15 protein-coding genes are annotated in these 22,537 nt (G+C 49.5%); 2 read left to right on the forward strand and 13 right to left on the reverse strand.

Features of this window, described 5'->3' with window-relative positions; translation table 11 throughout:
- Window positions 1-120: 120 nt before the first annotated feature.
- From AC3WTP_RS07585 to AC3WTP_RS07645, 13 genes are all read right to left on the reverse strand, one after another.
- Window positions 121-387, reverse strand: a complete 267-nt coding sequence (locus AC3WTP_RS07585; protein ID WP_492393995.1) for a hypothetical protein — start codon at window positions 385-387, stop codon at window positions 121-123.
- A 30-nt stretch (window positions 388-417) separates the two neighbouring features.
- Window positions 418-1,116, reverse strand: a complete 699-nt coding sequence (locus AC3WTP_RS07590; protein WP_492393996.1) for an ArsR/SmtB family transcription factor — start codon at window positions 1,114-1,116, stop codon at window positions 418-420.
- A gap of 658 nt (window positions 1,117-1,774) precedes the next feature.
- Complete coding sequence (locus tag AC3WTP_RS07595; protein WP_492393997.1) at window positions 1,775-2,245, reverse strand: hypothetical protein; 471 nt, start codon at window positions 2,243-2,245, stop codon at window positions 1,775-1,777.
- A 390-nt stretch (window positions 2,246-2,635) separates the two neighbouring features.
- The gene (locus tag AC3WTP_RS07600) at window positions 2,636-4,138 is read right to left on the reverse strand and encodes a thiol-activated cytolysin family protein (RefSeq protein WP_492393998.1); all 1,503 of its coding nucleotides are present in this window, start codon (window positions 4,136-4,138) and stop codon (window positions 2,636-2,638) included.
- Between the two features lie 608 nt (window positions 4,139-4,746).
- Window positions 4,747-6,285 (reverse strand): glutamine-hydrolyzing GMP synthase, encoded by a 1,539-nt coding sequence (gene guaA / locus AC3WTP_RS07605; RefSeq protein ID WP_492393999.1) that lies wholly within the window; start codon window positions 6,283-6,285, stop codon window positions 4,747-4,749.
- 406 nt (window positions 6,286-6,691) lie between these two features.
- Window positions 6,692-8,251: a glucose-specific PTS transporter subunit IIBC gene (ptsG, locus tag AC3WTP_RS07610; protein WP_492394000.1), complete on the reverse strand. Its 1,560-nt coding sequence runs from the start codon at window positions 8,249-8,251 to the stop codon at window positions 6,692-6,694.
- 191 nt (window positions 8,252-8,442) lie between these two features.
- Window positions 8,443-9,228 (reverse strand): Cof-type HAD-IIB family hydrolase, encoded by a 786-nt coding sequence (locus AC3WTP_RS07615; protein WP_492394001.1) that lies wholly within the window; start codon window positions 9,226-9,228, stop codon window positions 8,443-8,445.
- A 322-nt stretch (window positions 9,229-9,550) separates the two neighbouring features.
- The gene (locus AC3WTP_RS07620) at window positions 9,551-12,277 is read right to left on the reverse strand and encodes a transglutaminase TgpA family protein (protein ID WP_492394002.1); all 2,727 of its coding nucleotides are present in this window, start codon (window positions 12,275-12,277) and stop codon (window positions 9,551-9,553) included.
- A gap of 15 nt (window positions 12,278-12,292) precedes the next feature.
- Window positions 12,293-13,525 (reverse strand): DUF58 domain-containing protein, encoded by a 1,233-nt coding sequence (locus AC3WTP_RS07625; protein WP_492394003.1) that lies wholly within the window; start codon window positions 13,523-13,525, stop codon window positions 12,293-12,295.
- Window positions 13,522-14,688, reverse strand: coding sequence for an AAA family ATPase (locus AC3WTP_RS07630; RefSeq protein ID WP_492394004.1), 1,167 nt, complete (start codon window positions 14,686-14,688; stop codon window positions 13,522-13,524). The genes AC3WTP_RS07625 and AC3WTP_RS07630 overlap by 4 nt, the downstream gene beginning before the upstream one ends.
- A gap of 148 nt (window positions 14,689-14,836) precedes the next feature.
- On the reverse strand, window positions 14,837-16,252 hold the full coding sequence (locus AC3WTP_RS07635; RefSeq protein ID WP_492394005.1) for a polysaccharide deacetylase family protein: 1,416 nt from the start codon (window positions 16,250-16,252) through the stop codon (window positions 14,837-14,839).
- Window positions 16,253-17,640: 1,388 nt separating this feature from the next.
- On the reverse strand, window positions 17,641-18,426 hold the full coding sequence (locus tag AC3WTP_RS07640; protein ID WP_492394186.1) for a response regulator transcription factor: 786 nt from the start codon (window positions 18,424-18,426) through the stop codon (window positions 17,641-17,643).
- Entirely contained in the window at window positions 18,398-20,032 is a 1,635-nt protein-coding gene (locus AC3WTP_RS07645) for a histidine kinase (protein WP_492394006.1), read from the reverse strand. The genes AC3WTP_RS07640 and AC3WTP_RS07645 overlap by 29 nt, the downstream gene beginning before the upstream one ends.
- Window positions 20,033-20,340: 308 nt before the next feature.
- On the opposite strand from AC3WTP_RS07645, the gene AC3WTP_RS07650 reads away from it, so the two are divergent.
- Together AC3WTP_RS07650 and AC3WTP_RS07655 are read left to right on the forward strand one after the other, a co-directional pair.
- Window positions 20,341-20,661: a NusG domain II-containing protein gene (locus AC3WTP_RS07650; protein ID WP_492394007.1), complete on the forward strand. Its 321-nt coding sequence runs from the start codon at window positions 20,341-20,343 to the stop codon at window positions 20,659-20,661.
- 134 nt (window positions 20,662-20,795) lie between these two features.
- Complete coding sequence (locus AC3WTP_RS07655; protein WP_492394187.1) at window positions 20,796-22,523, forward strand: flavocytochrome c; 1,728 nt, start codon at window positions 20,796-20,798, stop codon at window positions 22,521-22,523.
- Window positions 22,524-22,537 lie beyond the last annotated feature (14 nt).

Raw genomic sequence — 22,537 nt, forward strand, 5'->3', positions numbered from 1 at the left:
TTAGGAATGTTCGTTATTTGCGAATAATTTACATTGTGTTTTTTCTATAACAATAGTCACATTAAACAAAAAGACCCCGGCTCATGTCAGCGGCGGGATCGTTACATAATGTTCGGCATATTAGCTTGATAACCTCATCTTTCCTTTAGGCTTCAACGAGTGGCGCATTACAATATCGGCCGCTTTGAGACGAAGCTCTGCATTATCGGAATCCAGCATTTCTTGGAGCACATGCACCGCCTTGCCTTGCAGCACTTCTAATTCATTCTTGCTCGTATCCACTTGTTTCAATGGGCTGAGGGATGCATACTTCCAATGCTCCTTCGCCTCACGGCTAATCACCTTTTGATCCATCAAAGCTAATGTTTCCAGTGCGTACCAATCCACTTGAATCGTACCCCTTCCATTATGGTCCTATTATTCCCTCGCTGTTTCCACCTCTGTTGCTGGCAGAGTATTCTCCGCCGCGCTATCGTCGCGAGATCCCGATGCGTTAGTTGTTGGTTCAGCGTCTGTGTCCGTATCATCGAACCAGGGTTCATCGATCTCAAATCCGGATGAGATCAAGTAATACCAGTTGCCCTCTGATTCCGGAGTCGAATTTTCCATTTCCAGCAATTCCTCTATTAATGCCCGATACTTCTCGTGCCATTTCGCAATCTTCTCCTCCGTCATCTTCACCTGAAGCTGTACGGTTAGCCGCGGCCAAGTCGATCTATCCGCTGACTTGATGGCGAATGCACGCTCCGGAGCCATGATCGCTCTCATACGCGCCCGTTCAAGCGTATGAATGGTCGACTCGCGCAAGTACCCTCCGAACTCATCCGCATTCGGCAGCAGGTGCGGCGCTGGTACAAACCCTCTTGCTACGGACCGGTAAAACTTTTGGATAATCCCATTCTTCACCTCGTTCTTCACGACTGCGATGAGACCATTTCTCTCTAGCTCATTCAGATGGTAATGAATCTTAGCGCGCGGAATATCCAATTCCTGCGAAAGCTGTTGCCCGGTATAGGATTTCGCAATAAGCAAGCTGACAATGCGGCAGCGTAATGGATCACTAAGTGATTTAAGTTGATCATAATGTTCAAGCGTCATGTACTGTACCTGTTTCATTTAGTTACACATCCTTGTAAAATTTACACTGTCAACTTTATTTACTCATATAATATTATCGGACGGTATAATTTGTCAATTACTTTTTAGTAAATTTTTGGATATTATTTTGAGAAGCATGTCCTTCAGCATAAAGAGGCTGGTCTGATGGTGGCCCCTATCAGTGCAGCCTCTTTATACATATGCTGTATGCTATTTACGGAACTGTTGGTTCACCCATCATCATGCGCCTTAGATCAGCACGTTTGGGGTTGAAGCGGACCGTAGAGACGCTATTTCTGCAAATAGGGGGCAATCTAGTGGGTTCGCGGACACAGGAGACGCTATTGGCAGTAAAACGAGCCAATTCAGGCGGATTATTCACAGATAGCGGATCCTTGGTCCGCTTAGTTGGCGAAATGCCCTACTTTCGGGCAAATAACGGCCTGTGTGTCCGCTACCGCAATATTAGCGCCAATGTGGTACACGGGAACGAGTTCGTGTTGGTCACGTTCACGCGTGAAGCGGACCGTAGGGTGATTAAACGTTCCTCTAGCAGCTACTCGTTTTTCTTCTTCGTAGTTTGCTCGTTCTTTCAACAACGCATTAAAACGACAAATTTCGAAGGTTTGGATGCAGTCCCGCAACGTAACCATCATTGACTTCAATGTAAAGTCGTTCAGTACTCTTTACGATAAGAGCCACGCTTAATTGCCTTACCGCCTGTTGCTGCGTTTACCTCTGGCATACCGATTCCATTTTCCACCGAAATACTCCAAGATAGGTTCATTTTTGGATTATAGCCAACCGAGAAGGTTGTCACCTTACATTCGCCATCATCGTTTTGCTTGTGACTTAGGATCTTCCGCTCCTTTAAGAGATCCACTGGATTCTCCGAAGTCTTCGTAAACGATAAAACTAATGTAATCAGTGTTTTCGCTGTATCAGGATCAACATTCAAATCCGCTACAACCGCTTGGCTTCCCTTACCTTTTTCATAGTCAATGGCAACCACTTGAATCTTCGAATAAGTTGAATGCAAATGACTTACTTGTTCTACAGGTGCAACACTCAGTTTATCGTTATATTCAACTAATGCTTTCCCTGTTTGATACTTCGTTATTTGTCTTGGATTCTCAACTTTTGCCACGTTCGAACTCATCCTTCATTATCTTGAAAGGTATCATCTAGCTAGTTCTACCGTATTAAAAGACTTTTTATGGTTTCAAGTAATTTTGAAGTCACCAATTGGCAGGATATTGAAGCAAGATAGATAAATAAACGTAAAAAAGAGCAACCATTAAAGGCTGCTCTTTGGGAATTTCCTTAGGAATGAAAAGAGTTCATTTTCTTTAGTTGCTGCAACTTCTTGATGTGCAGTCATACCGTGTATTGCCATCAATATCGCATCTAAGTTAGTTGAATATGAAGGTGCGCCTGTGTTGATTCTCTTCTGTGCTATTTATATCTTGTTCTGGTGGTGAACGGGGCTGTCCCTCGGCCATTTTCATGGCTTTGAGACGGCCCCTCTCATCAATGATCAGTGACTAATCGAACCTGTTGGGTATAATGTCGTTCCACCAATCGAAACTTTGATATTGCTGGATAATGGAACATTCGTTTCATGAATCACGGTTCTCCACCAATCCCACGCAAGACCTGTACATTCTTTGGCATAAATGTTGATGTTCTTGGAGTTCGGTGGAAGTGGAATTTCTGTCGAGAAATGCGCTGTTTTATCTCGGCCATTTCCTTCCCACGTTTTGTGTGTAATGATTTCTTGTCCATTTGCATCATACGTAAATTCATCCCAAGAAATATCAAACTGAGCTACGTACGCTCCATAATGATCAAGCGTTATTTTACCTTTTGAATATTCGGTCGTTTTCGTCTCGATATATTCTGTATTGTTGTGCACAGCTGCAAGGGCATTGTCTTTCAAGAAGACACTGGTGTATGAAATAGGGTAAGCTGGATTCTTGCTGCTAAACTGTGCATTGTCCTTAATTACATTTTGGATAACATTAAAGTCTTTCGTAACGACCTGATTATGTGTTTGCGCATCGCCGCCTAATACAACAGCCGTAAACGAACTTTCATCATAAATATCTTTGTATTGTCCGCTAGATTGAATGTTGGCATCTTTGAGCAATGCTTTAAAAGCAGCTTGGACATCATTTCTCTTCGAGGTTGTCTCCAATTTCACGTAAATGGTTCTGCCATAAGCTACGTTGGATACCATCAGCGGCGGAGCCTCATCACTTACCCCTTTACGGGTTAATTCAGCAAACGTCACACTGTCATTAAAAAGGTCCGATGGATTGTTAGGAAGCGCTGCACTTACGGTATAAAAGATTTGCTTATATGCAGCGACCATCACTTTTTTCTCGCCGCTGGCTACAGCGTTAAAGTCAATTCCAAGTGTATTGTTAAGCACTTGAGCATTCACATTCAGTGCACTAGCAATTTGATTTTTGCTATAAACCATCGATTCTGCATACTGTAATCTTGCAGGCAGAGTGTGCGTGTCCGAATATTTGTCAGTCCAAGTCGACACCAACTGATCAACGGCACCAGAAACCGTACTGAAATTTGGATTTTGAACCGTAATTGTATTTTCACTCTTCAACCCTGGTAGATCAATGCTAATATCAATTGGTTTTCTCGCGGCCATCACCAGACTAGGCTGATTATTCGCAAAATCTTCATTTGCAAGCTGGATTGCACCAGGATACGTGCGATTCGTGATCGAATCAATAATGGAAATATCTACAGGTGAGGTTGTGAGTGATTTCTTATCCCGTTCCACCACAATATACTTACCATTGGATGAGGTGCCTTCTTTGGGCACAAAACTACTGATTTGATCGCCATTGACTGCCAAAACTTCATGACGATTGTAATTCAGACCTGCGATCCCAGTATCAATATCATTTGGCGCGTACGCTTCAGCAAATGGCATACTGGAGAAAGTGAATACGCTTACACTAACTAACAGACTACATAACCATTTCGCTCTTTTAACACGTTTTTGAGTTGTCATACATAATCCCCTCCTTCTTAGTAAAGCAGTAGGATCCTACACTATATATATCGGTTTTTTTGTAGAAAAGTTGATATTATTGTAGCAAAAAATATCATGAGGGCTACATTCTGTTTCACTCTGCAACACAAAATAGGCTGTCCCTAATTGTTCACAAATAGCGGATCCTCGGTCCGCTTAACCGGCGAAATGCTGGACTTTCGGGCAAATAACGGCCTGTGGGTCCGCAACCGCTGTTAGTGCCAATGTGATGGTGGTTTACCCATCATAATGTGCCATACATCATCACGTTTGCGCCTGAAGTGGACCGTAGGGACGCTATTTCTGCGATTAGGGGGCGATCTCGAGGTTTCGCGGACACAGGAGACGCTATTTGCGGTAAAACGAGCCATTTCAGGCGGATTAGCCACAAATAGCGGATCTACGGTCCGCTTCGTCACCAAAATACCCGACTTTCGGGCAAATAACGGCCTGTGGGTCCGCTAGCGCTATTTGCAGCTGCACCTATTTCCACTAGTCCGAGTCAAACTGCTTATGCGCGCAAAAAAGGGGCTCGCCCCTCAAGTAGAACAATCTACTCAAGGGACAGCCCCCTCTATACTATCCTTCTATTCCCACTCGATTGTTGCAGGTGGCTTGGAAGTTACGTCGTACACGATGCGGTTTACGTTCTCAACTTCGTTGACAATACGCACGGAGATCTTCTCAAGGATATCCCAAGGAATGCGCGCCCAGTCCGCTGTCATGCCGTCGATCGAAGTAACGGCGCGAATACCTACTGTGTAGGAATACGTACGCGCGTCACCCATTACGCCGACGCTCTTCATATCAGGCAGCGCTGTGAAGTACTGCCAGATCTCATTATCCAAGCCAGCCTTCGCAATCTCGTCACGAAGGATCGCATCGGATTCACGCACGATCACGAGCTTGTCCTCTGTCACTTCGCCCAACACGCGAATCGCGAGACCTGGACCTGGGAACGGTTGACGCCATACGATCGCGCGCGGCAAGCCGAGCTCTTCGCCGACTTTACGCACTTCGTCCTTGAACAATGTGTTCAGCGGCTCAATCAAGCTGAACTTCATATCTTCAGGCAATCCGCCTACGTTGTGGTGCGACTTGATCGTTTGCGCTGTCGCAGTTCCGCTCTCTACGATATCCGTGTACAACGTGCCTTGCGCCAAGAAGTCGAAGTCGCCCAGCTCCGCTGATTCCTCATCGAAGCAGTAGATGAATTCGTTGCCGATAATCTTACGCTTCTTCTCTGGATCGGATACGCCTGCAAGCTTACCCAGGAAGCGTTCACGAGCATCGATCTTCACAACATGCATGTCGAACTTGCCAACGAACGTCTCCATAACGCCTTCTGCTTCATCTTTGCGGAGCAGACCGTGGTCGATAAACATACATGTCAATTGATCGCCGATTGCTTTATGAATAAGCATAGCGACTACAGAGGAGTCTACACCGCCGCTCAAAGCGCACAGCACTTTACGGTCGCCTACTGTTGCGCGAATCTCAGCGATCTTATCCTCGATAAAGGACTCCATCGTCCAGTCGCCCTGACATTTACAGACATCGAACAAGAAGTTGCTGATCATCTCATTGCCTTTAACGGAATGGCGCACTTCCGGATGGAATTGAACCGCATAGAATTGCTTCTCAGGATGGCTGATCGCAGCAATAGGAGCATGCTCTGTGCTCGCATCAATCTGGAATCCTGTCGGCAGCTCAACTACCAAGTCGCCGTGGCTCATCCATACCGTTTGGCTCGCTTCCAGACCTTTGATCAGACAGCTGTTCTCTTTAAATACAACGTCAGACTTTCCGTACTCGCGCTTGCCCGCACGTTGTACTTTGCCTTCCATTTGGTGAGACATTAACTGCATACCGTAGCAAATTCCGAAGATCGGCAAGCCAAGGTCGTAAATGGCCGGATCCACATGAGGAGCGCCCTCCTCGTACACGCTGGAAGGTCCGCCAGAGAATACGATCCCTTTTGGATTCATTTCCTTAATCTTTTCTACCGGCGTGTTATATGCGATCAGCTCGCTGTATACACCCAAATCGCGAATACGGCGTGCAATCAATTGATTGTATTGTCCACCAAAGTCGAGAACGACAATCATCTCGTGATGCTTACTCATTAGCGACGTGCCTCCTTAGGAATATTAATAAATATAAAAGAAAAACTTCGAATCGAAGTCTTACTAACGTTGGTATGTCCTCAACTCAAGGACAAAAGTGCATGAATACCTTAAAAGTTATACATTATGATATATTAATCAATTGACGGTCTGCCGTCAATGAAACAGCATGGATGAACGGGCAACTTTTGTACAGCGCCACAGCTTGTCCACATTCGGCAGCACCTTCCGCAAACACCCCAAGTGATTCATATAGTGAAAAATGAACACACTTCTTACGCTATCTACCTGCAAATGTTAAGGAGCAGGCCCGCTTTCCTCCTGAAATCGAACCTGCCTTCAAGGCTACCTATTGCTTCACAGCGTATCATCTTAACTTCTTCTATTGATATTTCAGCTGACGGAATCAAGACTTCTTCTCATCCTCATCCTTCAATTCCATATCTTCACGTTGAATGAGCTCATGAATCTGATGCTTAATCGTCTCCGATCGCGTGCCGAAGATGGCCTGCACACTGTTACCGACTTCCAATACTCCTGATGCGCCGAGATCCTTCAGCTTCTCCTTATCCACGTTGCCGGGATCGTTGACCTGCACTCGAAGTCGTGTGATGCATGCATCCAATGAACCAATATTCCCTTTCCCGCCAAGAGCATTCAATATCCCGCGTGGAAGCTCATTAGCAGACGCAGCTTGAACGACCGTATCTCCCTGGGACTTGGACACATCTTCACGACCTGGTGTCTTCAGATCAAACTTGCGAATCGCGAATCGGAATACAAAGTAATAGACAACCGCGTATCCGAGCCCTACCGGAATAACAAGCCAATAAGGAGTCCGATTCTGCAATACTCCAAATAGAAGATAGTCAATCAGACCACCCGAGAAGGTCATACCGATCTTGACGCCCAGAAGGTGCATTATCATAAAGGACGTGCCCGCGAACAGCACGTGTATAGCGAATAAAGCCGGCGCTACGAACAAGAAGGCAAATTCGATCGGTTCTGTAATACCGGTTAGGAACGATGTCAGCGCTCCGGACAACATCAAGCCACTGACCAGCGTACGATTCTCGACTCTCGCTTCATGATAAATAGCCAGTGCCGCCGCTGGCAGACCGAACATCATGAATGGATATTTACCTGTCATAAATGTACCCGCCGTGAGCTCCACACCATCTTTAAGCTGAGCGAAAAAGATCTTCTGGTCGCCTCGCACCAATTCTCCAGATTTCGTGATATATTCACCGAACTCATACCAGAAAGGCGCATAGAAGATATGGTGCAATCCGAATGGAATGAGCGCCCGTTCGCATATACCGAATATGAGCGCGCTCACCGTCAGATTCGTGTTAATCATGGATTCGGACAGCGTGTTTAAGCCGTTCTGAATCGGCGGCCAGACGAAGATAAGCGCAACACCGATCAAGAGGGAAGTTACAGCCGTAATAATCGGGACGAAACGTTTGCCAGCGAAGAAGCCAAGATAAGAAGGCATCTCGATCGTAAAGAAGCGTTTATACAGCACCGCAGCCGTAACACCGATAATGATACCGCCGAACACACCTGTTTGAAGCGTTGGAACCCCCTGCAGGATGGCATAGCTCATATCTTCCTTGACTTTTTCCGGTGTCACATCAAGGAGCGTTTTCATCGTGACGTTCATGACGAAGTATCCGACGATCGCCGCCAAACCGGCAACCCCATCTCCTCCCGCCAGACCTATTGCGACACCAACTGCAAACAGCAGAGACAGATTGTCGAACACAATTCCGCCCGCAGATTCCATGACCTTCGCAATAGTAGAAACGATGTCATTACTCAAGAACGGCAGAATAGCAACCATATCCGGATTCTGCATCGCATTGCCGATACCTAATAGCAAGCCTGCCGCTGGCAGTATCGCAATCGGAAGCATAATCGCCCTTCCGACCTTCTGCAATACACCAAATAGAGATTTAAACATAATGGAAACAACCCCTAACTACATCAGCATGTGGTGTTAACACCAAACTCATTGTTAAGGTTTCCCACACCATCCTATACTATGCAGTAATGAAACGGAGCTCATGGAATATCATCGTACATGTTCAGAATGAAAATAAGACCCTTTGGAATCGCGCACAGCGAACGAAAGGGCCTTGCTTGCTTTTATGGTTATGCAGATATAAGTCCCAGCTCTAACAGCGCTGCCTCAATTCCATCATCATCTACACTCCGCGTTACATGCTTTGCTGCCCGTTTTACCTCATCCTTAGCCTGTCCCATTGCAATCCCAAGCCCAACGCCCTGCAGCATCTCAATGTCATTCAAGCCGTCTCCAAATGCGGCACAGGATTCAACTGGGACACCGATCGCACGCAGATAGTGGCTAATCCCTACCGCCTTGTTCGATTCTCTTGGCAATACGTCTACCACATGGCGGTCAAATCGCACATACTTCAACTCCGGAACACCATCGATGTACGGCTGAATTTCTTCTTCTGTGCAGAACAGCATGCCTTGATACACATCATATTGAAGATGAAACTGCGGATTAACCGGAGGAACCTCCATGCCGTAAGCGTTAAGAATCGGACCAATTATAGGATGTGCTGCATGCATCCCTATCTGGTCTGTGCCGATCCAGCCGATGGCATGACTGTGTTCAGTTGCAATCTCATTCAGTTGCTCAATCGATTGCCGCTTCACCTTAGCCTGCAACAGAACCTCTCCTTCACGCACAACATAGTTGCCGTTCAAGCTAATGTAAGAATGAATACCCAGCTGTTCGCGAATATGACCAAAGTTAGCAGGTGTTCGACCTGTAGATATAACCGTCTCCACCCCCATTTTCTGCAAGCACCGTACTGCTCTAATGGTAGACTCAGGAATCTGCTGCTTGCTGTTTAATAAGGTGCCATCTATATCAAAAAATACAATTTTACACTTCTCTCTATCCATCTCGTATACACTCCAATTCATAACCTGCTTGCTGCAGGAACTTAGTAACGCTAGCAATGCCGCGATGCAGATCCTGTCTGCTGTCAGCCTGGTACCGTCAAGACGGCCAGCATGCTGCTATCACATCAAATTGTACTATGATACACAGACTATAAGCTAGAGGAAGAGATTAGAGTGATGCGACCTAGAAGAATCGGTTATTGTGCAGGAAGACCGCGCAGACCAAATAGCCTCCAGCGATGGGAGGCTATTCATGTATACCTGAGCTATATAGGTGGCTGCGAAAAAGTGCAGCGATATACGGCGGAAAGCGCATGGCTCGCTAGCCTTCGATCTGCCGCGTGCGGCTCCGTCCGCCCTGCGAAGCGGCGGGCGAAGCCTTGTGCTGCGGCGGCAATTGGCTGATGCGCAGCATATCGCCGCACGCGGCGATGAAGCGCTGGCGCTGCGTCCGCTCGCCATTATGCTTGGCGAACAGCAGCGCGCCGCTGTCTGCCGCAAACTGCCGCAGCCGCTCCGCCTCCTCTTCCGGCAGATGACGCGCACCTACATCGCTCGCATATTCCTCGAGCGTCATGTTCGCAGGCATCTGCCCGAAGCGGCGCTCAAGCAGCAGCCAGGCTAAGCGTCCCATGCGCGGCAATCGATCCGCTCGATAGCGCCGCTGCTGCACGCGAATCAGATGCGCAAGCTCCATGCGCGGCCATATGCGGCGTACGAAGCGCAGCATTCTTCGCAGCAGCAGCGTGGTCAAGAGCAGGAATGTCAGCAGAATGCTTGAGGCTGCAACAGGCGCGCTGCTCCACCACAGCTTGGCCTGCTCCTGAATGCGAGCTGCGGATGGAATGATGCGCTCGCCGAACCATTCACGCCAACTAGCCGCATCCGTCACGAACTCGCGTTCCTTGCGCAAGCTTTCGCCCATTTGACTAACAACTCCATTCAGCCAATTCTTGCCCGCTTCTAACTGTTCCACACCATTCGAAGTCCAGGCTCCAATTCGCTCCCATACATCATTCGGTTCAGCCGTCTTGTCCATTCGTATCTTCACCGGCACTGGAAGCAGCGCACTCGCCGCGTCGCTCGCAAGGACAGCAGATGTCTTCACATCCGCTCCCGCTAGAATAGAAGCATCCAGATTCACAGCTGCAGTTAAAGCGGTTGGCGGAGTCGCCTCATATGGAACCCAGCCCGCTTCAGGGTAGAACACCTCCACCCAAGAATGAGCGTCCGATGCACGAATCGTATACTGCCCTGCAGCCTCGGCAATTCCCGGTGTGAATCCTTTAACCCAACGCGTCGGTATCCCCTCTGCTCGCAGCAGCACAGCCATAGCCGTCGAAAAATGATTGCAATACCCCTGAAGCTGATCAAACAAAAAGTGATCCACAAAGTCCTGTCCCTTAGGCGGAGCTGTAGTTTGATCCAGGGTGTAGGCGTAATGCGACATCAGATAAGCTTGAATACGCTCCACTTTCTCCCGCTGCGATTCAGCGCCAGCCGTAATCTCATCAGCCAGCTTGAGCACCCGGTCTGGAAGTCGAGCCGGAAGCTCCGTGTACTTGGCTAAGAATTGCGCCTGCTGTGCATTGCCCGGAGCTGGAAACGGCGCATCCTTCAAGAGCTGAAGCTTGTCCACCACCTTAGTCTGATAGCTGTAGGTGACTTCGACACCAATCTTGGATGAAGTGGAACTGCCCGCTTGCTTGTAGCTGTATCGTTCCAGCGCTGGATCGTAAGTAATTGAAGGAATATCTGCACTTGCACCCGCTTCCTCTCCTGCAGCAGTCAATTCCGCTTGAGATGCGCCGCCTGATCTCCACTCCGTCAAACGCTCCGGACGACCTCCGAATACGAGCGGCAGGTCGGGAGATAACGGCGCCGCAAACGACACAGTCTGGGTAAATGGCTCCGACCACACCTTCTCCTGATGCGATTCGATCTCTGTTGTAAGTCTGCCCGATCCATCAACCAGCTCAGGCTTTAGGGCTGAAGCTTCCCATCCCTGTCCATCGTATGTACTCTTCGTCTCTACTTTCCAATAAGTAGGTTCAGGTGTAACCGCACGAAACAAGACGCGATAATCCTGCTTCACCGGGGCTCCCAGCTTCGAATCATCACTGCTGTAGCCGGTAATGGCCTGAACGCCTTCAGCATTGGCAGCGGCGGTTTCTCTGATCCACGCTTCTGTCCGTTCCCAAGCATGGGGCCGCTCCCAATCGTAGGCTTGCTGCCATAATGCGAATCCAGTAACGATCACGAAGCTAACCGCCATCGTCGCGAACCACCAGCGCAGCGGCCATGCGCGCTGCCTGTACGTTCGATCCTCGGCTGTCAATTGCTCAAGGTGCAGCCAGGAGAGCAAGGAGGCTGTCCAAGCAACCGTACGAATGATGCCTCCTGTTGTGTTCACATTGACAGCTCCTTGCAGGACGACCAGATACAGCAGCGTCGCCCCGCTGAACCATAGGATCGAATGATGCTGCAGGACAAGCGATTGTACGAGTGCTGCCACTAGAGACATACCGGTTAACAGCAGCAGCGTTCTCATTTCACCAGATGGCATTGACCATTCGCCGCCTGTTATTGCTGAATAGACCATCCCTATATCTTGCCCGATAGCATCTGCCGTCTGGACGATACCTAATAGAATCGTGTTCATTGCACCCGACCAACCCGTGGTCGAGCCAGTTTGCGATGCTCCGAATGCCCATGCCGTGATCATCACGATGACGAAGCCGCGCATAAGGTAGGAGACCGCAGGGCGCTGAATCCATAATCCAATGATTAAAGAACCCGCAATGGACAGCACCAGCGGACTGATCTGATCGAGATCAACTACGTTTCCTATATTGCGCAGAGGAACAAGCCATTCCAGCAGCATGAGAAATAAGATTACCGTATATCCTGCTTGTTTCCATAAGCGAATGATACGCTCCCCCTTGCTCAGAGCAGCAGTGAAAGCTTCCTTATCATTGTCCTTAGTCGGTGCCATCCGCTTCTCAGTTCTTTCGGCACTTATGAATCGTTCATATCTTTTCATTGCCATGACGCATCTCCCTCCTTATGTTGCGACATAGGTATCCCATGACTTTACCGTTGAGCCGATTCGATTCTTGGCGCTCTCTGAATCCGCTGCAGCTTCAGGATGATAGCGGACCGTAAGCCATGCCTGCAGCTGGCACCCTGCAGCTTCGCGATGCTGCCGTATTCGTTCAAGCGTGCCTGTATGCTCCGCGCCGCTGATTAACACCGCTGCCTTGAATGCATGACAAGCACCGGCTGAGGTGTACTGACGTTCAACTTGCCTTATCAAGCTTGCTGAAGAATAACGCGGGTTGAGACGAAGCACTAATTCGCGCGCGATATCCGCCGGCTCTGCCAGCCGCCATCCATCACGAAGCCACAGCACCTGCACCTGCACCTGCTGCTTCCATGCAGCCCATAGCCATTCACCCGCAAGAAGCATCATTTCCTCACGCAAATGGTTTGCGGCAATTGTTCCAGCAGGAATATCGTTCAGCTCATCATCGATCATCAACGTGATTGCATCGTGCTCCTCTAGTTGGCGCAGCCGTACGGCAAGTGTTCGACTCTTCATAAACTGCCGCCAATGGATGCTCCTAGCCTGATCTCCGATCCGATAAGCTCTCAATTCTGATCCTAAATATCCTTCCTCTCCAGAAATCGGAAACGGGTTCCCTCCATCGCCCGCCAGGCCTCGTGGAATCAAATGCGGACTAACTTCTGACCATCCCTTAGCTTCCGGCAGCAGGACAAGCTCCGCTTCCTGCGGCGCGAATGCCGCACGATTCGTGAACCAGCCCCATACGTCACCTGTTTCGCATGTGGTCCCCGCATGACGATATACGCCCGCGGGCCAATCAGTCGCTATTTCTGTCCAGTCGATCGAAGCTCGCTTGTGCGAAAGTGAGTGGATAACTTTAACGGTCTTATAAGTTTCATGGCTATCACCGACTTGCTCCCACTTCGTAGTTACCCGGATGAACAAGCGCGGCAGCCCATAAGGACAAGATAAGCTATGATCACATCGCATGCTTGTATGAAAAGGGGCATGGGATGGAGGCTGCAGTCTGAGCCTGTATTGACAGCCTCGCAGCGAGTACAACATGATCCAGACGCCATATCCGGTATACACTGCCAAACCGACACCGATAAACGTTTCTACAGCAAGCCTGTTCGCCGTGCCGTATATGAGGAGCGCGGCTGATACCGCAGCCGTGAGAAGCACGCGAAGCAATATGTTTGCTTGAAGCGTTCGGATCTGGCTTATCATCGGAACAGCCCCCTGAACCACGCTGTGCCATCCGTCGCGCGCTTCGCACCTCGACGGTCTGCTGCAGGCGCGTCGACCTCGGTGCCGTGAAGCTGCGCAGACTGCGCATGCTGCGAGGCTGATTGCTCGCCAGCACGCCCGTGCTGTGCGCTGTCGTGCGCGCGCGACTTGAAGTTCGGCACCTGCACTGTCTGCAGGACGCTTCGAACGACATCCTCAGCGTCCGTGCGCGCGTGCGGCGCAAGCACCAGCCGATGAGCCAGCACCGGCACAGCTACGGCCTTCACATCGTCGGGCGTCACATAGACCCGCCCGCTGAAGAGCGCCTGCGCCTGCGCGCACTGCATCCAGGCAATCGCTCCGCGCGGACTGACGCCCAGCATGACGTCCGCATGCTGGCGTGATGCCTGTGCCATATCCGCGATGTAGCGGCACAGCACGGCGTCCATATGCACCGCGCGCGTCCGCCGGATGAGCAGCGCCCACTCCGCGGTCGTGAGCACCGGCTGCACGCTTCTCGCGCTGACGCTGTGATCGCTCCGCGCTTGTTCGCGCAGCAGCATATCGGCTTCATCCTGCACAGCGGGATAGCCGAGCGACAGGCGCATCATGAAGCGATCGAGCTCCGCTTCCGGCAGCCGATAAGTGCCCTCGAACGCCAATGGATTCTGCGTGGCGATCAGCATAAACGGCTGCGGCAGCGGGCGGGTGACGCCGTCCACCGTGACGGCGCGCTCCTCCATCGCTTCGAGCAGCGCTGACTGCGTGCGCGCGGGCGCGCGGTTCAGCTCGTCGGCAAGCACGACGTGCGCTTGCAGCGGCCCTTCGCTGTAGCGCAGTTGGCCGGACGCCGGCTCGAACATCATGCTGCCGGTAATATCCGCCGGCATCGTATCCGGCGTCATCTGCACCCGGCGGAATGAGGAGTCGACGAGCCGCGCCATCGTGCGCGCCAGCAGCGTCTTGCCGACGCCCGGCACATCCTCCAGCAGCAAGTGCCCGCCCGCCAGCATCGTGAGGCAAGCGAGGCGTATCGTTTCGGGCTTGCCCACAACGACTTGATTCAAGCGGTCTATCATATGCTGCCAGCCGTACTTGACGAAGGCGGAGGTCCACGCCTCCTTGTTCGGCTGACCGCTATGCTCCTTATCTCTTAGATCCATATTTTTAATCCTCCCAATCCAACAGTTCGCTTAAACAAAAAAAAGACCCGAGGGCAATTTCCGCGTACAGATCTGCATCGCATGAATTGCTCTCGGGTCGCCCTATGAATCAGTGTCGCCCAATAGAGTAGAATATAAACCTATTAAATTAGGAAGCAGCTTTCTCAGCCGGCTTCTCCGGGATCGGAATAAGTTGATACTGCAGCAGCTGGAGTCCCGAATCCTCCAGCACGAGCCGCAGCGGAACCCAGAACATATTATCCTTCATCGCAGCCTTCCATTGCAGCTTCATAGTCGTTCCGTCATCGAGCAGCTGCTCCAGCTGACCACTCTTGCTGTCAATTGCCCACGTAGCATTATTGATAGACAGCGTGAATCTAGCATTGGCCTCATCGTACTCCACAGTACCGCCCAACTGCTCCACAAAGCTGCGAATAGGCACATAAGTTGTATTTTCATACGTTAAATGCTGACCTGGCTCAAATGCTAACTCATCGATATCAGTCGTAACGAGGAATCTCATCGGATCCGGCTTAACGATAGTCTCCTCTGATTTACCGCCTGCATCAACCGTAACGATATTAGCAGCGATCCACGCCTTCGATACATCTGAACGCTGCCAGCGTTCACGATCTGCAATTCGGAATTGCATCGGCTCCATATCCGGAGTTATCGCCTCAAAGGCATACCCTTTTGACTTGTAATAACTAATAATTTCGGGCAGCGCCTTCACAGTCTCCCCATGTCCTACCCCATCGTGCATGAGCACAATTATACTATCAGTCAGAGAAGAGGACTTTACCGTTTGCACGATTTCCTTCGCAGGAACTCCTACTCGCTTCGAGTCTCCTGTATCTACATTCCAGTCGTATACCTTGTAGCCTGCCTGATCCATTAAGGTGAAATACTGCTTATTAAAATTCAAATAAGTCCCGCCAGGAGCGCGAACGAGCGCAGGCTCGTAGCCTACAGCATCCTTGATGACTTGACCCGTTTTCCGAATCTGACTCCAGAATTCACGAAAATCAGTGTACAGCTTCTTGTAGTTATGATCGTAGGAATGATTGCCTATAGCGTGTCCCTCATCTGCAATGCGCTTCATCAGCTTGTTATGCTGCTTCACCTGTGTGCCCAGCACGAAGAAGGTTCCCTTGACCTGTTCCTTTTTCAATATATCCAATACGTCGCCTGTATGCTCACTTGGACCGTCATCGAAGGTGAGATATACCGTTTTCGTTTTCGGCTTCAGTTTCGGTTTCGGTTCTGCCGCAAGCATCTCAACCTCGCCTGCATTGACCGAGATCCCCTTCATCTGATCAGAACGTTCACTCGCCAACTGCACAGCTTGTGCTTTCGGCTTACTGTTTGATGTTGCAGCAGCTCTGACCGCATCAGGTGAGGCTTTCACTGCATTGACTTGATTCCACATCTGCTGCGAGGACGCATAAGCAACTTGATCCCACTCCGCTATCGTCCCGAATAATGCCCCAGTCCCCATACATAGCGCAAGCATACCAATAACAGCCAACAACCGTATCTCCAACCGCTTCTTCCGATTCTTCACCTTCGACGCCCTCCTCTATATCATCCGCACATTTGTATCATGAACGACACATGCAGCCCGCTGCTTGACGGTCGCATGCCTATGAACCCTATTCAGCGTGCAAGCTATTAAAGCTCAAGCTAATAGAGTATATGGACAGGCAATTCAAAACATGACACTATCACTATATTTCAAAATGAAACTCATGGAACGCAACCAAATAGTCATCGAATCATGGTCTATATGGCATACAGCACCTTATTCGGCAATTTACGTCCATATTCCTGCTCGTATGTAAATATATGCCGGTTCAGCGCGACTTGTCATAAATAACGGCGGACATCTCAGGATGCCCGCCGCAGCTTCATTCATTAGCTTTTCGCTAATTCAAGCTACTTGTAGCTTAGCCTAGTTACTCTGGGCTATCTCCACATTACTAGCGGACACACGAGCCCTTATTTGCATCAAATACCGCTATTTTGCTATACTTGCGGACCGTGGTTCCTCTATTTGTGACAAATCAGCCTATTTTCGTTAGAACAGCAGCAAATAACGGCTTCTGTGTCCGCCAAACTCTAAATATGCTTCAAATCCCCTAAATAGCGTCTCCTGTGTCCGCTTCATCTAGCGGGGTCGCTTATCCAAGTTACTTTCTCTGCTTCTAGCTGCCACTGAATGGTACCAGTCACTTTCGCTAATTCCAGCTACTCATGCTAATCCTAGTTACTCTTACCACCTCTAGTTACTTCTATCTAATCCAAGCTACTTACCTTCCTCTAGTCACTTCTATCTATTCTTAGTTACTCTTACCGCCCCTAGTTACTTCTGCCCAACCATAGCTACTCATACCACCCCTAGTTACCCTTGGCTATCTCCACATTACTAGCGGACACACGAGCCCTTATTTGCATCAAATACCTCTATTTTGCTATACTTGCGGACCGTGGTTCCTCTATTTGTGACAAATCAGCCTATTTTCGTTAGAACAGCAGCAAATAACGGCCTCTGTGTCCGCCAAACTCTAAATATGCTCCAAATTCCCTAAATAGCGTCTCCTGTGTCCGTTTCATCTAGCGGGGTGCGCTTATCCAAGTAACTTTCCTGCTCCTAGCTACTACTGACTGGTACAGTCACTTTCGCTAATTGTAGCTACTTATGCAAATCCTAGTTACTCTTACCGACTCTAGTCACTTCTTTCTAACCTTAGTTACTCATACCACCCCTAGTCACTTCTGTCTGGCCCCAGCTACTTACACCGCCCCTAGTCACTTCTTTCCAATCCCAACTACACATACCACCCTTAGTCGCCCTAGGCTATCTCCACATCGCATACCCGCAGCACTTGCTCACGCAACGCAAATGCCCTGCCGCAAGTCGAGCATGACTTAGCAGCAGGGCATCCCTTGCTTTCATATTGCGGAGCCGGGCTCCCGGTTCTTGTATTCGATCGGGCATATGCCTACCCGATTCTTGAACAATCGGCTGAAGTAATATTGGTTCGTGTAGCCCACCTTGACCGCGAGGTCGCCGATCTTGATGTTATGCATCGAGTGATCGAGTATCTCCTTCGCCTTCGAGATGCGAAGCTCCGTCAAGTACTCGAGGAACGATGAGCCTAGCTCCTGCTTCATTCGTTTGCTCAGATACGTCTGGTTCATGTGGAATAAGTCAGCGACACGGGATACTGTCATCTCCGAATCATAGTAATGGTCATCAATGTAATCCGTTACCTTGCTCAGCATGACGGAACCATCGCCTTTCCGATGACCGGTATCTATCGATTGCGGTGTCTTATCGGATACCTCCGGATCACCGTACTCCTCACGCAGCAGCTGATCCAGCTTCATGAGCAGACGCTTCAGATCGCTCTTCGGCACCGGCTTAAGCAAATAATCGTAAGCCTTCAGCTGCAGCGCTTGCCGCACGTAATCAAAATAATCATAGCCGCTAATTAATACGGTGACGATCTGCTCATGCCGGCTCTTCACGAGCCGCAGCAGATCCAGGCCGTTCATATCCGGCATATTGATGTCCAAGAACAGCACATGCGGCGGCGCCTGTTCGATCAACGCCAGCGCTTCAGCCGCATTGCGCGCCTCGCCAGCTACCGCATAAGGCAGCTGGCTGTCCGCTATGTATTGCTTTAACCCTTGTCGGATAGTGCTCTCATCGTCCACAATGATGACTTGCCACATCTTCTTCACATACCTCCAGTGGTAATCTCAGCGTCATGCTTGTCAATCCGTTTCCGCTCTTCACCGTTAATCCGTACGGCTCGCCATACGCCAGCTTCAATCGATGGTTCACGCTGTACAGCCCGAAGCCGATCGTGCCGTCCTTCCAGGTGCTGCTGAGCAGAGCTTGCTGTATAACCTTCATACGCGCTTCCGGTATATCCGCGCCGTCATTCTCCACTACGATGCACAGCTCCTGATTCTCCTCATAAGCGCGGATCGATATCTTACTCTTGCGGTCCATCAAGGGCTTGATACCATGATAGATCGCGTTCTCGACGAGCGGCTGCAGCATGAAATGAATGACGCGATGCTGCCCAATATGCTCATCATACATCAGCTCATATGATAATATCTCCGAATAACGCACGCATTGGATATGCATGTAGCTCTCGACATGGTGAAACTCCTGCTCCAGCGTGACATATTGACTTTCATTACCCAAGCCTAGCCGGAAATAGGTGCTTAATGCCTCCACCATCTCGACCACATCATCAGCACCATGCGCTTCTGCCTGCCATTGAATCGTATCTAATGTGTTGTACAGAAAATGCGGCTTGATCTGCTCTTGAATTAGACGAAGCTCCATCTCCTTCTTCTCTTGTTCATAGAGGTACAGCTTCACCATCATCTCGTTAAAGCTCCTGCCAAGATCACCGATCTCGTCGTTGCTCGCTTCATCAGCACGGATACTCCAATCTCCCGCCTCCATCTTGCTCATTAATTGCTGCAGCGATCGAATCGGCTTGACGATAGACTTAGCCAGCAATAGCAGCAGCATAAGGAAGAACAGCCCCACGACAGTGCCTACTATTACGGTTGAGCGCTGGGTCCGCTTCATCCCTAGCGACAGCTGGGATTCCGGCACTTGGAACATGAGCTTCCAGTTCGGTACTTGAGCAATTTCCGCCGTAAAAGTAGCCATGCCTTCTGAACTCATATCGCTCTGTATCTCGTCATCTCCAGACGGCTGCTGACCGACAAGCAATTTTCCCATCCCATCATATACGTTAATATCGTCCGCAATCTCCCTCATCTTTCTGATAGGCACGGCTGCCGCAATATACGCGACCTCCTCATCAACTCTCGGATGCACCCGATATAGGATGACTACGACCTCCGCTTGATGGGGCTCTCGGGATTGAATCACGTTGCTCACGACGTACGGGGAATCCGACATTTGCAGCCGTTTGTAATACTCTCGGTTGAGAATGTTGAATGGATTGTCTCTGGAAGACCAGGACCAGCCGTCGCTATCCACGACACGAATAGATTCGTACTCGTCCGGACGCATGCGCTCGAGCCTCTCTACCTCAGCAAGCATCTCGTCGCGATTCCAGCCATGCTCTGCTCCCAATGCAGCCATGAGCTCGATCTCCCCGATTCGCTGCTCGAACCAGTAGGATATTTGTTCACTGCGAGCGTTCACAATCTGCTGCGTCAAGCTGCGATTAAGCGGAACTACGTTACGCTCCATCTCCAGATATATCGCGCCCAACAGCGCTAAAAATAAGAATAGAAAACAACTGCCTGCATATAGTGTGATCTTTCGTTGTATGGAACTCATCCCCTAATTACAGCATGTTATGGGTCAGTTCACAAATGAAGTGAGTCACTAGCCCGAAATAGATAAAAAAAGGACGGTTTGTGCAAATACATTTGGGTCTATCCCTACTATAATTTAAATTGTACTTTTTTTCACGTAGTTTTATCGTATCTGCTGCAAAGCGGCTATAAAAGGAGGAATTGCAGTTCAAACCGATAGCCGCAGCCTCGATGAAAAGCACATCTGCAGGTACAACGATTATAGGCTTCATAAAAAGGTGGTGTTGAGTTATCAAAAAGTGGGATGTTCTTGTCATCGGCATCATCGCGGTGTTTGCTGTCGGTCTGTTAGGCTTCTACTCGGTATCGGCCGCTAATCCTGATTCTGACTCGGGAAGCAAAGTGCTTGAAATCTATATAGCGGATGAACTGCACAAGCGAATCCCAATTCCAGACGAGCATTACACCCAGACGTACAGCGTAGCCACTGAACGAGGCATCAATACGATTCAGATCAAGAACGGCGCTGTCAAAATGCTCGAAGCCGATTGCCCCGATCACTTATGCGAGCTCAGCCACCCGATCAGCAAGCTCGATGAGATTCTGGTCTGCATGCCTAATCGAGTTATTCTTACGCTAGTAAGTGAATGATTTCACTTAATCGCTCTGCTACATTTGGTGGAGCAATATCATTTCAAACATTTCATACATTTCAAGGAGGAACTATGCGTACACGAACTACGAAAGTATTATCACTGATCTTGGCTCTCTGTCTTGCATTCTCCATGACAGCCTGCGGTTCTAAGGAAGACACTGCGGCTAGCACCGACGGCGCTATCAAAGTAACAGGCGTCGGCAATGGTAAGCATGGGGACATCAAAGTTGAAGTTACCTTCCAGGACGATAAGATTACGAACATCGAAGTATTGGAACAGAAAGAGAATGAAGTATTGTCTGAACCCGTATATACCAAATTGAAAGACAACGTTATGAGCGCGAACAGCGCGGAGGTTGACGCGATCAGCGGTTCAACGGAAACAAGTAAAGGGTACTTGGCAGCGATCGCGGATGCTATTGCGAAATCAGGCTTAACGCTTGCGGCTGGTTCCGCAGCTGGCAGCAGCACCGCTCAAACAGAAGAAGCGGTACAGAACTTTGACGTTGTCGTTATCGGTGCTGGCGGCGCTGGCTTCAGTGCTGCGATCGAAGCGAAGAAAGCAGGCGCTAACGTAGTTATCCTGGAGAAAATGCCTACAGTAGGCGGTAACACATTGATCTCCGGCGGTGAGATGAACGCTCCTGGCAACTGGGTACAACAAACTGTCGGCATTACAGATGATTCGGTTGAACTCTTCTACGAAGATACAATGAAGGGCGGAGACAATCTCGGTAACCCTGAAATGGTTCGAATTCTAGCTGAACAGGCCACAGGCTCCGCTGAATGGCTGCGTGATGAGATTAAAGTCGAATTCCTCCCGGATCAATTGTTCCAATTCGGCGGTCACTCTCGCAAGCGTGCGCTCATTCCAGTGGGCCACACTGGCGCTGAACCAATCAAGAAGCTCAAGGCAAAGACTGACGAACTGCAAATTCCAGTGAAGACGGAAATGAAAGCGGAGAAGCTGCTTACAGATGCTAACGGCAAAGTAACAGGCGTAGAAGCAACGAGCGGCTCCGGTCAGAAGATTACATTTAACGCTAGCAAAGGCGTAGTCATTGCAACCGGCGGCTTCGGCTCCAACATTGAAATGCGCATGCAGTATAACCCTGTCTATGATGAAAACTATATGTCCACGGACACACCAGGAACTACTGGCGACGGTATCATCATGGCGCAAGCAATCAACGCTGACATCACGAATATGGAAAGTATCCAAACATACCCTGTATGTAATCCTAAGACAGGCGTAATCTCCCTCGTGGCGGATTCTCGCTTCGACGGTGCTATTCTAATTAACCAAAACGGTGATCGCTTCGTAGAAGAGCTTGAACGCCGTGACGTCATCTCTAAAGCAATCTTGGCGCAAGAAGGCGGATATGCATACCAATTGTGGAACCAAGATCTTGAAGAGATCAGCAAGACAATTGCCGCTCATCCAGACGAGTATGAGCAGCTTGTGAAGGACGATTTGCTCTACAAGGCAGATACGATTGAAGATGCAGCGAAGCACTTCAACATCGATCCAGCTAAGCTTCAAGCTACAGTTGATAAGGTAAATGGGTACGCTAAAACAGGCAAGGATCTTGATTTCAAACATCGCGGCGGTCTAGCTTCCTTGGAAAAAGGTCCTTACTATATTATGAAGGCAGTGCCATCTGTTCACCATACAATGGGCGGATTGGTTATCGATAAAGAAACACGCGTCCTGGATACAGAAGGCAAAGTCATTGAAGGTCTGTATGCAGCCGGCGAAGTAACAGGTGTTATCCACGGCTCCAACCGCCTCGGCGGCAACGCGATTGCTGATATCATCACTTTCGGCCGCATCGCAGGTCAACAAGTTGCAAAGTAAGGCAAGTTCATTAT

The organism is Paenibacillus sp. EB106-04-04-XG159 (assembly GCF_058791835.1).